Genomic DNA, 10,735 nt, shown 5'->3' with positions numbered 1-10,735 from the left:
CTTCTGTCTTCACACACCGATGATCACCGGTGGCCGCACCCGTTCCCGGACCAGCCCCGACCAGCAAGATCGCGATCTACAACTGGAGTATTAGGCGATAACCGTTCGGCGACAGTGTGCAGGTTCCCCACGAGCCCGGGCTGAGCGCGCCGATTCCGACGGTGCGAGCTCGAGTCTTGGCGACGGGGTCGGTGAACGGAGCGAACCGGCCCCCATCCTGCGTGCACGCCTGCAGCGGCTGCAGCAGCCTCAATAGGCCGACAGACATCTCGATCACCGCGCGTGAATACCGGAACGGAGTATTCCTGAATCACTTATAGAGTCACCCTGCAAGCCCCAACAAGATAGGAGGACGACCATGACCGTCCGCACGACTACCGACCCCGAGACCAGCACCACCACCCCCGGGAACGAGGCCGTCCGTCCGTTCCATGTTGCGATCCCGCAGGCGGATATCGACGATCTGCGAGACCGCCTGGCGCGGACCCGTTACGCGCCGGAAGCGCCGGAGGATTCGTGGAAGTACGGCACGCCGGTGTCGTATCTGCGCGACATGGTCGCACGCTGGCAGGACTTCGACTGGCGTCAGGTCGAGACGCAGATTAATGCCTACCCAAATTTCGTGACCGAGATCGAGGGGCAACCCGTTCACTTCATCCATGTCCGATCCGAAGTGGACAGCGCTCGGCCGTTGCTCCTGGCACACACCTACCCCGGTTCCGTACTGGACTATCTGAACATGATCGGGCCGCTCGTCGACCCGGTCACGCACGGCGGCCGCGCGGAGGATGCCTTCCATGTGATCGTCCCGTCAATGCCCGGCTTCGGTTTCTCCACGCCGCTGGTGGGGGGCGCCTGGACCATGGCCCGCGTCGCCGCCACGTATGACGTGCTGATGCGCCGACTCGGCTACGACTCCTATGGTATCCACGGCAGTGACGGCGGTGCGATGATCGCTCGAGAGCTCGCCGTGATCGATCCGGCCGGATTCCTCGGCGCACACGTCCTGCACCTCTTCTCCTTCCCCACCGGTGCTCCCGGTGAGATGGACGGCTTCGGCGAAGCGGAATATGCCGCGCTCGGCCATATGCAGTGGTTCCAGAGCGTCGGGGGCTACAACCAGATGAACGGGAGCAGACCCCAAACGATCGGGGCCGCGCTCGCCGACTCCCCGGTCGGCGTGTTGGCCTACAGCGAGCTGTTCGAGAGCTTCGGCAACGGCACCAGCTTGGTCGCGCCCGAACAGATTCTCGCTCAGGTGAGTCTTTACTGGCTGACCAATACCTACGCCACCGCTGCCCGCTACCACTACGAGGAGCAGCAGTCTGGCGCAGAGCCGGTGGTCAGCACGGGGCGAATCGGGGTCGCCGTCTTCAAAGATGATTTCCAGACGATCCGTGCCTTCGCGGAGCGCGACAACGCCAGGATCGTGCGTTGGTCGAACTTCCCGCGCGGTGGCCACTTCGCAGCCATGGAGGTGCCCGAAGACCTCGTCACCGACCTTAGGGCATTCTTCGCCGTGGATCCGGTCGGCTGATCGGCTCGATACCGACGAGGGAGACGAGAAATGAGCAATCTTATCTATCTGTGGATCGCCGTGTGTGTCGTCGCCGGTGCGGCGCTGGCCTTGATTGTCCCCGGTCTGGACCTTGGCTTCGGCATCGCGATCGGCACGGCCATCGGGATCGCCGGGGGCGCCGGCCATATCTCACACGAGCGGAGCGCGGGGCGATTCCCTGATCGGGCAGGCGAGAGGGGAGCCCCGTGACGCCGCCGAAGGACCGGCAGAACGTGAGCTCAGGCTCGCCGTACGAACCGTCGATCGGTTTCAGCAGGGCAGTGCGCGTGGGCGACCAGGTCTTCGTCTCGGGCACGGCTCCGGTCTGGCCCGACGGTCATGTCGATCCAGACCCGGTGGCTCAGGCGGAACGATGCTGGGAGATCGCGCTCGCCGCCTTGGCCGAGGCTGGCGGGGAGCCGCGTCACGTGGTCCGGACACGCCAGTTCATCACCGACCGATCCCACCAGCAGGCCGCATCCGCGGTGCACGGCAGGCTATTCGGCGACGTCCGGCCGGCCTCGACCATGGTCGTTCTCCCCGGCCTGCTCGACGCGCGCTGGCTTCTTGAAGTTGAGCTCGACGCGGTGATCGCCTGAGCGGCCCGACAGATCATGTCGATGTGGTTGGCGCCACGCCGTATGGCACTGACAGTAGTCGGCCATCGGCGCCGTGCGGCTCGTTGATGCTCAAGGAGGATGGAATGCTCGTTGATTTGAAGCCTGATGACCCGGGCTGGGGCGCCGCGCTGCCTGTGCTGCAAGAGCTCCGGCCCCATATGACCAGTGAGTTGCTTTCGCAGGTGCTCGACGAAGGAAGTCGACAGGGGCTGAGGTTCACTGCTCTCTTTGAGCACGACCGGTGTGTCGCCGTGGCAGGCTGGCGGGTGGTCGCCAACACCAGCTCGATCCGCAAGCTCTACGTGGACGACCTGGCTACCGCAGCCGCTGATCGGTCGCGGGGTCACGGCGCAAGCCTGCTCGCCGCCCTGGCCCAACGTGGCCGCGATCTGGGTTGTCGACTGATCGAGCTTGACTCCGGCGTACAACGCCATGACGCCCATCGCTTCTACGTCCGCGAACGCATGGCGATCATCGCGCATCACTTCAGTAAGCCCTGCTAGCCCCAGGCTAGCCGTCAACTCGCCCAGGGGAGCCCATGCCGTCCCGTCTCAACCGCGTCGTCGTCTCCGTGCGGAACCTCCACGAAAGCCTTGCCTTCTACGCGGACCTCCTCCGCCTTGAACTGGTAGAGACACGACCAGGCTTTGCCACGCTCACTGCGGGCGGCGGCGTACAGCTTGGTCTGCACGAACGTGACACCGAGCCCAGCGATCGCGCTGTGGCGCTCAGCTTCGCCGTCGGAGATCTGGACCGCGTCTGCAACGCGTGGGACAGCGCCCAGGGTACGGTGGTCGATCTGCCCGCAGACCAGCCGTGGGGCGAGCGAATGGCCATGGTGCGTGATCCCGATGGGCACCTCGTCTGCCTCGTGCAGGAGCCGTCGTGAGAAGACCAGCAAGTCTGCGCTCGTCGATGATCGACTCCAGTGGACCAACGCTGATCAGCATCAGACGATATTCTCGCGCAATGCGAGCTGGGGAGTCGATCTAGGGCATCGTTAACCTGGACTCGTTGCGCTCTGCCAGCCAGAACGATCCTGATGTCGCCCGAGTTGAGCTGGATCAGGAAGTCAGTTACAACTACTACAACTGAGTGCCCGGCCCAGGTTACCGCGCCCCTGAATTCGACTACTTTGAAGTCTCGGCAGTGATGTGTGACGGAGGACCGGACGCTCAGTGTCGCATCTGACTACTGAGCGACTCTCGGGCAAGAGGCTCGTGCGTTCAGCGAAGAAGCAAATGAGTTCTGGTCGAGCATAGACCGGAAGCGTTACGACCATACGCGTGGGTTCCCGCTTATCGAGCGTCTTTCGTTGCGCCGGAAGGACGGCCACTGCACTGACCAGCGCCGTCCTCAGGCGACCGCACGGACGGCGCTTCAATCGCTACCGCTGGCGAAGGTCGAACACGGTCCCGGTCCCGTTAACACGGTAACCCGGCGACGGCCGCCCGGCCTCAGCGCCCCTTCCGCCCGATGCTGCCTTCCTTCACTCAACGTGTCGCGGGGGCACGGTCAAGACGGCTTCAGTGTCCAGCGGCTGCAGCTGCCGACCTCCCATGCCCGGGATAGGGCCACTCACGCGTCGAGAATGCGCGCTATCTTCGCCGAAGATCCGCTCGGCACCGAGCATCGCGACGCCGATGAACTGAAGGAGGACCACCAGGTCAGGCCGGACGCGGACGTCAGCCGATGGTGACCTTGACGGTCCCGTAGGCGAACCGCCCGTTCCCGTCGCTCTGGACCGCGACGATCAGGGTCGGCCCGGGCCGCAGCGGCTCGCCGAACGGCTCGTCGCGGCCGTCGGGGCCGCGGATCGCGCCGGTGGCGCCGGGCGTCAGTCGGCCGGCCTGCACCGCGACGTACGCCGGCGGGTCGGCGGTCGCGGCGCGCATCGGCGGACGGTCGCCGAGCTTTGCGTGCGCCGCCGGCTCGAGAATGCGGACGGTCGCGGCGGGCGCCGGATCGACGCGCCCGTCGGGGCCGCCGGCCGCCATCGAGTGGACGACGACGGCCCCGGCGGGGCGCAGCGTCCGCTTCTCGACCAGCAGGTACAGGAACGCGCTGGGCGTGCCGCGGCCCTGCGTGACCGTGCCGACGAGCCGCCACTCGGCGGGGCCGCGCGGGTCCGGGGTGATGCGGGCCAGCGCCGCGGCAAGGCGACCCGGCGACCCGTACGATCGCCGCGCCTCGGGGGTGAGCAGCCGCCACGCCGCCTGGGCATCGCGGTGCGCCGCCGCGTGCTGCCACTCGCGGGGCACCTCCTTGACCGCGCTGGTGTCCGGCGGCGGCTTGCAACTGCAGTAGTGGGGATGGGCGGGCTCGTCGAGGACCGCCACCAGGAGCACCGCCGTCCCCGCGACGACGGCCAGGGCCGCGATGATCACCCACGGGAGTCGGCTCCGCCGGAGCAGCACCGCGCGGACTCTCATTCTGGTTCCCCCAATGTGCTCGTGACGCCGAAATCAGACGGGCCGGGCCGCGCAGGGGTTCCGCTCCGGTGTGGTGGGCGCGGGCCGTCTCTTGGACGACCTCCCAGTACGGCGTGCTCGCCGGCGGGTTCAACTGGTCGCGGGAGGCGAACCGGCCGGTGGCCGGGTCGTACAGGCACGCCCGCAGCGCGGTTGCGAGCGCTTCATCGGCTGGCTCGGGTATAACGTCCTGTCTCCCATGATCGCGGTGGCGGCGGTCACCGCGATCGCCGTCGGGATCAGGTGGTCGACGGCACCGGTCGCCTCGGTGGCCATGATCACCGCAGCTAGCGGTACGCGGGCCGCGGCGCCGACGCAGGCCGCCATTCCGGCGACGACGAAAGGCACGGGTCCCGGGACCGGGAATCCGGACATCTCCATGAGCCTCCAGCACACGGCGCCCGTTGCCGCGCCGATGACCATCGCGGGTCCGAAGACACCGGCGGGGCCGCCTGACCCGACGGTCAGCGAGGTTCCCACGACCTTCGCGAACGGCAGTGCCAGCAACACCCACACGGGGGTGCCGAGCAGCCATTCGGCGTCCATGTCGGACTGCGCAACGCCGTAACTGGTGCCGAGAACGCCGGGCAGGAGCAGTCCGAGCGCACCAACTGCCAGGCCGCCGACAGCGGGCTTGACCGGCCAGGGAATCTCCCGGCGGGCGTCAAAGAACGCTTTGGCGCGATGGAGATTCCAGCAGTAGCAACGGGCGACCAGCCCCGCGAGCAGACCGAGTCCCAGGAAGAGCGGCAGATGAGCGAGATCGACGACTCCGGCCAGCTGATCCCCGAACATCGGGCCGAAACCGCAGACAGCGGCGAACTCCGCGTACGCCACGGCCGTCGCGATCAACGAGGGGATCAGCATTTCGGGCGCTATATCCCGGCGGTAGAGCAGTTCGACGCCGAGGAGCACACCTCCGAGCGGCGCCTGAAAGATCGCGCCGATCCCGGCGGCCACGCCTGCCGTGGCCGCGACGCGGGCGTCGGCGTCGCTGAGGCGAAGGACACGAGCCGACACCATCCCGAAGGCCGCGGAGGTCAGTGTGATCGGGCCCTCGGTCCCGCCGGAACCCCCCGTTCCCAGCGTCAGGGCCGAGATGACCACCGTCACGACTGCGTTCCGGCCTTTCATGGCACGCGGCTCGTGATGGATCGCTTTGATCGCCGCGTCGGCGCCGAATCCGCCCGCGTCCGGTGCCAGCCAACGGCCCAGCAGGGCAGCGAGCACCGCGCCGCCCGCGACCAGCAGTGGCACGGCCCACGGTATGCCGATCTCGGTTGCGGGCGAGGAACGCCCGCTGGCGGCGACCGTCGCCGGGAAAAAGCCTCCCAGCAGGCCGAGCGCAGCGTAGGTGACCAGCGAGAGCAACCCGTGGAGGGCAAGCGCTCCGAGGCCGGCCACCATCCCGATCGCGGCCCCGGCCGGCAGCCATCTGAGCAGGTAGGGCCAATCCCGAAGAGGAGTCCGCCGCCGGCCCCGTGCAGCAAGGGATCGGTCGAGGCCGAGCGCCCCCTTCAGGTCCTCCATGCCGGTGACGGCGTCCGGCGGCGCCGACATCGAGGGCTCGGGGGGCAGATCGCCGTCTGCTTTTGCTTCGGAGGCCATGATTAATGACCGTCCGAACGTCCCTTTCAGAAACAACTACCACCGATGATCTTCATGTGAAGAGTGCTCGAACTGGGCGTCGATCGCGCCGGCGGTGGCCGCGGGATCGTTCCAGGTGACGGCTCGGCACGCGGCGAGCAGTGGCTGGCGGTCAGCGTGCGAGCCTGCGCCGGTATGGCGCGGCGAACATCCCCGAGGAGCGACCGCCGACTGCCTCGTCGCCAAGGCCGGGGGTTCAGCACCGCGCGAGCCGTCAGGCAGGCGAACTCCGGGAACTGGCCAGCGACCGCGCGAACCGGTTGGTCGTCGCACAGAGGGTCTCTCGAATCGCCGGTACTTGACCCAGCAGGTCGTCGACTGGTCGATCGTGATTCGATCCGACGCGAGTGTCGCGGACCCTACGCCGGGGACGGCAGTGGGCAGGCGCACCTGGAGACCCGATCGCCGTCCGTACTCGTTACGGGCTCATCGCCCAGGTCCTCGCGGCTCGGGTGGAGGGAATGCACCGACGCCCCGTTCACCCCCTCAGTCACCGCCCGGACCGTCATCGCCGGGATGTCGCAGACATCGCCGATCGGGAAGAGCGACCTGGTCTCGTTGATGACGGCGTGATCGCCCGCGCGCAGCACCACACGCAGGTCCGGCACCAGCGCGAGGGCCGCGATGGCGGCTTCGACGTTGTCCAGGTCGTCGGCGCCCATGGCGGCGAACGCCCGAGCCCGATGCAGGTTGAGCCGCCGCAGCACGTCCCGGTCCTCGGCGTGTGCGATCAGCACCGGGATCCCTGCCGCCCTGGCGAGCCGCAGGTTGGCGGCCTGGGGGTCACGTTCGATCGCCAGCACCGGGATGCGCAGGTGCCGCAACGCCATGCACAGCCGGAGGCTGACCTGGCCCAGTCCCACGACGACGACATGGTCGCGGGTGGGAAGGGTCCGCGGGCCGACGATGTCGACACTGCGCCCGGAAAGGAAACGGTTCACGATCCCCGCGGTGAACTGGGCGCTGAACCCGATGGTCAGCAGCATCCCGATACCAGACAGGACGAGGAACCACCCGGGCGCGGGATGGGACTCCCCAGGGCCGACCGTGGCGACGACACGGGCCGCGGAGTAGAACGCCTCGGCGGCCGGCCGGTGCAGTACGACGACGGCCAGCGACCATTCCAGGAGGAGGGTGGCGGCCAGTCCCGCGAGGCCGGTGAGCAGGATCCTGCTGGTCACATCATGGGGACGGAGTTGGCGGGTGACCGCGTGCAGGAACCGGCGCGGCAGGCGATCGGGACGCCAGGCTTCGGAGGTGACACCGTCGGCGGTCTCGACGAAGACCGCCGCGGGCGAACTGCGGACGTCGACGGCGAGGACCGGCCGGCCGAGGCAGGCTCCAATGATCGCGGGCACCGCGATGTCGGCCGGGGAGGTCACCTGGCAGTTGGGGACGGTCCTCAGCAGCTGGGCGGCGACGGTCCGGTCGAAGAGCATGACCACGAGGCGGATGCGGGGGCGCAGATGTTCGACCAGGAGCGCGTACCTCAGGGCGGTGACGTCGCTGCGGACAAGGACGGCGACCACGTGCATATCGTCGTCCAGCGTGTCTCGCAGCGCGTCCTCGTTGGGCCGGAGCAGATGGGTGACGTCGCTGCCGTGCCGGGTGAGTGACGTGCATGCGAGCCGGGCTATCTCGATGTCGCCGATCACCAGGACGCGTCGCGTTGCTCTCATGCCCCCTACCGTGCGCGCCAGGAAGAACTCGGCATCCCCTTCTCGCACCCTGAAGTCTCTGATGGCGCCGTCGGCCTTTCCTCCTCTTGTGCAGAACGTCCCTGCCCAACGCCGCTGACCGGCGGGGGGTGGGGGAGAAGCTGAAAGGCTCTGAAGCGGTCGGAACACCCGCGCCGCGCCGGAATCCCGGGGGGGCAGCGCGGTCCGGTGCCAACGACCGTGTGCCCAGGCGGTCGCGAGTAACCACATAGGAAGCCGGGAGAGCGGAACCACCGCCAGGCCAGCGCGTCCGGAGCACGGGCGTCGATCTGGCTGGCACGCTGTCCGACTGTGAACGCGGGCGCGAGCTTCACGACTGCCAGTGCGACATTCGAGGGCTGCCGTCTCCGGGAACTGTTTTGAGGGTACACGCGGTCGCACGGACCAGCCGCAAAGAGCCCGATGCGGGCGCCCCGCCTCTGCGTCCCCAGGCAAAGCGCAGAGGCGGGGCGGTGGTTCGCGATCGAGCTCCCATCCGATCCCGAACTCGCACTTACGACGAGCCCTCTCGACCCGGGTGCATGGAAGCGTAGGAACTCCCATCCTCCCAGGCCGGAGGGAATCTTCATGTCTGGGACGCCATAACCGCCGAATACCGATTCCGCCATCTCCGGAAGTTGGCAGTCTCAGTTGCAGGCCAAGGGCCCCAGTGCGGCAATGGCATCGTCGACATATCCAACGACGTCAATGCATTGATGCGGCGCATACTGATACACCGGGCCGGCATAGTACGTGTAATCCCCGCGATCTGACTTGAAACTCTCCCCGTGGAGTGCAATTCCCGCAATTTTGAAGTTCTTGGTGTTGGCCCATGATCCGTACCCGTAGGTGAGGACGCAGTTTTTCCGCGTTCCGGAGTTCCAGAAGACCTCGAGAGTTCCCTTTCGGGTCCCGCCGCTCGTCTTGATGGGGTAGGACCTGATGAGGTAGTAGCCGCTTCCGCAGGGCCCAGATGCGCTGGCCGCGCTTGCGGTGGCGACGAGTCCGGCAGAGACCATCCCTGCGCATGCCACGGCCGCGAGGATTTTGCGAGGACGCATGACTCTTCCTTCGCTCGATGAGTATCGCTTCTGTCGTAGTGATGACCGTCCGGGCCGAGCGGAAAGGCGCAACTCCAACCGCGCCGCCTGGCCGTTCGTCGTCCAAGAAGGCGACGAGGTCGACCCGACGGTGACCGCCCCCGGCAGGGATCTCGGACACCGTGCCTGTGGGACCTGGTGAACCGGAACGACGTCGCCGCCCGCCTCACCGCCGCCAAGAACGCCTGACACCTCATCAGGCCCGCGGACCGCGGCGCCCACCGGACTCCGGATCATGCTCAGAACACGTTCCCCGGGTCCGGCGGGCGCCGCTTCGCATTCTCCACCCACCACCGGCCCGATCGCCCTCCGTGGCGCATGAGGAGGGTGACCTCGACCGCGCTGGTCACGGACATGCTGCGGAGCGCGAGTCATGCGGCACGCAGACTGGCCGGAGACTCCCGAGCAGCTCGCGTCCTACTCGGAGAAACTGGAAGCCTCGACACACCGCAAGGGGTTCGGGCGTGGGTCGTCCGGGACGGCGGCAGACTGGTCGGCATCTGCTACGGCTGGCCGCCCGCCCCGTCCGGACGTGACCGGCCAGCGCATCCCCGGCGGGCCGGCCCCGCCACTGCTCCAGCGCGTCCGTCGGGCTCCCCGGCCCGGCGAACACCAGTCCGCCACACGCACCGCGGCCAACCCGACATCGCCGCGAGCTTCGGCCGCCCGCGCGTCCGCGTCGATCTCGGCGGACCCGCGCAGCCCGCACGGTACCTCCACCCGCAGCCCCACACTGCGCTCGAAATAGGACTGCGCGCGAACGGAGATCTCCGCGACGTTCTCCTGGAACCCGTACGGAGTGTCCAGCAGCACCGCCGAGGCCGGACGACGCCCGGGCGACCAGCGCGAGCTCGACATGGTCGACACGGCGCAGGCCGAAGAGGTCATTGTGCGGCCAGTGCCCGACGCTCGGCTGCGGGGCTGTAGCTATCGAGCCCGATCACGCCCGCTGCGCGGTTGTCGGGACGGGTGAGACGGAGCGACCTGCTCGTCGATGCCGCGCTCGGTGACCGCCAGTTCGGCTCCGGTTCGCGGATCCGGCTGCGAGCCACCAGCAGCTCCGCCTGCTCCGCCCGAGGTCGTGCCGGATGCCTGAATCTTGTCGATGAGGTCTTGTTCGCGCTCAGAGTAGACGGTCTGGTCGCTGATGCCGAGGTCCTGGGCGATCCAGCGGACGCGGACGTCCGGCCCCGACCAGATCCAGCGGCGGTCCAGCGAACGCACAGTGCCCGGCCGGCGTACGGTGAACGCCGACCGGGCGAGAGTTCCGCGCGGTGACGCCGGTTATGCGCCTTGCTTGAATTGAATGATCTGCAGGTAGTTTCCATCGGGATCGGCGAACGTGCCGAAGCGGCCCAGGGGCCGGTCCTCGACGGGAGAGACCCACTTCACCCCGGCTGCCCGCAACTGCGCCTCGACGGCGTCGAAGTCATCGACATGAAAGTTGATGATCATCCGGCCGGGTTCGCTGTTCTTCGCGCCGACGTCGTCGCGTCCGTCGATGACCAGCAGGAGACCGCCGAGATCGAACGGCCCGTCGCCCTCGTGCCCCGGTGCCAGCGCCTTCCGGTACCAGTCGCGCAGTTCCGTGGGCCGTGTGGTCCCGAGAAGGATGCTGCCGGGTTCCAGGGTGATCATTGAG

General features: G+C 67.9%; 10 protein-coding genes. 5 read left to right on the top strand and 5 right to left on the bottom strand.

Features of this window, described 5'->3' with window-relative positions:
- Positions 1 to 358 precede the first annotated feature (358 nt).
- The 5 genes from ABZ806_RS37310 to ABZ806_RS37290 all read left to right on the top strand — a co-directional run bounded on the left by ABZ806_RS37310 (position 359) and on the right by ABZ806_RS37290 (position 3,067).
- Complete coding sequence (locus tag ABZ806_RS37310; RefSeq protein ID WP_500222995.1) at positions 359 to 1,537, top strand: epoxide hydrolase family protein; 1,179 nt, start codon at positions 359 to 361, stop codon at positions 1,535 to 1,537.
- Positions 1,538 to 1,567: 30 nt separating this feature from the next.
- Positions 1,568 to 1,768, top strand: a complete 201-nt coding sequence (locus ABZ806_RS37305) for a hypothetical protein (protein ID WP_500222993.1) — start codon at positions 1,568 to 1,570, stop codon at positions 1,766 to 1,768.
- Positions 1,765 to 2,157 carry a RidA family protein gene (locus tag ABZ806_RS37300; RefSeq protein ID WP_500222990.1) on the top strand — a complete coding sequence of 131 codons (393 nt, stop codon included), beginning with the start codon at positions 1,765 to 1,767 and terminating at the stop codon, positions 2,155 to 2,157. The genes ABZ806_RS37305 and ABZ806_RS37300 overlap by 4 nt, the downstream gene beginning before the upstream one ends.
- A 104-nt stretch (positions 2,158 to 2,261) precedes the next feature.
- Positions 2,262 to 2,681 carry a GNAT family N-acetyltransferase gene (locus ABZ806_RS37295; protein ID WP_500222985.1) on the top strand — a complete coding sequence of 140 codons (420 nt, stop codon included), beginning with the start codon at positions 2,262 to 2,264 and terminating at the stop codon, positions 2,679 to 2,681.
- A 35-nt stretch (positions 2,682 to 2,716) separates the two neighbouring features.
- Positions 2,717 to 3,067, top strand: coding sequence for a VOC family protein (locus tag ABZ806_RS37290; RefSeq protein ID WP_500222982.1), 351 nt, complete (start codon positions 2,717 to 2,719; stop codon positions 3,065 to 3,067).
- 796 nt (positions 3,068 to 3,863) lie between these two features.
- Here the strand turns inward: ABZ806_RS37290 and ABZ806_RS37285 are convergent.
- The 5 genes from ABZ806_RS37285 to ABZ806_RS37265 all read right to left on the bottom strand — a co-directional run bounded on the left by ABZ806_RS37285 (position 3,864) and on the right by ABZ806_RS37265 (position 10,731).
- Positions 3,864 to 4,610 carry a hypothetical protein gene (locus tag ABZ806_RS37285; RefSeq protein WP_500222980.1) on the bottom strand — a complete coding sequence of 249 codons (747 nt, stop codon included), beginning with the start codon at positions 4,608 to 4,610 and terminating at the stop codon, positions 3,864 to 3,866.
- A gap of 129 nt (positions 4,611 to 4,739) precedes the next feature.
- The gene (locus tag ABZ806_RS37280; RefSeq protein ID WP_500222978.1) at positions 4,740 to 6,257 is read right to left on the bottom strand and encodes a chloride channel protein; all 1,518 of its coding nucleotides are present in this window, start codon (positions 6,255 to 6,257) and stop codon (positions 4,740 to 4,742) included.
- A gap of 398 nt (positions 6,258 to 6,655) precedes the next feature.
- On the bottom strand, positions 6,656 to 7,975 hold the full coding sequence (locus ABZ806_RS37275) for an NAD-binding protein (protein ID WP_500222975.1): 1,320 nt from the start codon (positions 7,973 to 7,975) through the stop codon (positions 6,656 to 6,658).
- A 665-nt stretch (positions 7,976 to 8,640) separates the two neighbouring features.
- Positions 8,641 to 9,054, bottom strand: coding sequence for a hypothetical protein (locus ABZ806_RS37270; RefSeq protein ID WP_500222973.1), 414 nt, complete (start codon positions 9,052 to 9,054; stop codon positions 8,641 to 8,643).
- Between the two features lie 1,323 nt (positions 9,055 to 10,377).
- Positions 10,378 to 10,731 (bottom strand): VOC family protein, encoded by a 354-nt coding sequence (locus ABZ806_RS37265; RefSeq protein WP_500222971.1) that lies wholly within the window; start codon positions 10,729 to 10,731, stop codon positions 10,378 to 10,380.
- Between the last annotated feature and the right edge of the window lie 4 nt (positions 10,732 to 10,735).

The sequence above is a fragment of the Spirillospora sp. NPDC047418 genome (assembly GCF_040643275.1).
Taxonomy (GTDB): Bacteria; Actinomycetota; Actinomycetes; order Streptosporangiales; family Streptosporangiaceae; genus Spirillospora.
The sequence above is the reverse complement of the archived record's forward strand: the minus strand, read 5'-3'. Positions and strand labels throughout refer to the sequence as shown.

Excerpts from the sequence above, each read along its gene's own strand:
- ABZ806_RS37310 (WP_500222995.1), top strand. The coding sequence starts at position 359 with ATGACCGTCCGCACGACTACCGACCCCGAGACCAGCACCACCACCCCC.
- ABZ806_RS37305 (WP_500222993.1), top strand. The coding sequence starts at position 1,568 with ATGAGCAATCTTATCTATCTGTGGATCGCCGTGTGTGTCGTCGCCGGT.
- ABZ806_RS37295 (WP_500222985.1), top strand. The coding sequence starts at position 2,262 with ATGCTCGTTGATTTGAAGCCTGATGACCCGGGCTGGGGCGCCGCGCTG.
- ABZ806_RS37290 (WP_500222982.1), top strand. The coding sequence starts at position 2,717 with ATGCCGTCCCGTCTCAACCGCGTCGTCGTCTCCGTGCGGAACCTCCAC.
- ABZ806_RS37285 (WP_500222980.1), bottom strand. The coding sequence starts at position 4,610 with ATGAGAGTCCGCGCGGTGCTGCTCCGGCGGAGCCGACTCCCGTGGGTG.
- ABZ806_RS37280 (WP_500222978.1), bottom strand. The coding sequence starts at position 6,257 with ATGGCCTCCGAAGCAAAAGCAGACGGCGATCTGCCCCCCGAGCCCTCG.
- ABZ806_RS37275 (WP_500222975.1), bottom strand. The coding sequence starts at position 7,975 with ATGAGAGCAACGCGACGCGTCCTGGTGATCGGCGACATCGAGATAGCC.
- ABZ806_RS37270 (WP_500222973.1), bottom strand. The coding sequence starts at position 9,054 with ATGCGTCCTCGCAAAATCCTCGCGGCCGTGGCATGCGCAGGGATGGTC.
- ABZ806_RS37265 (WP_500222971.1), bottom strand. The coding sequence starts at position 10,731 with ATGATCACCCTGGAACCCGGCAGCATCCTTCTCGGGACCACACGGCCC.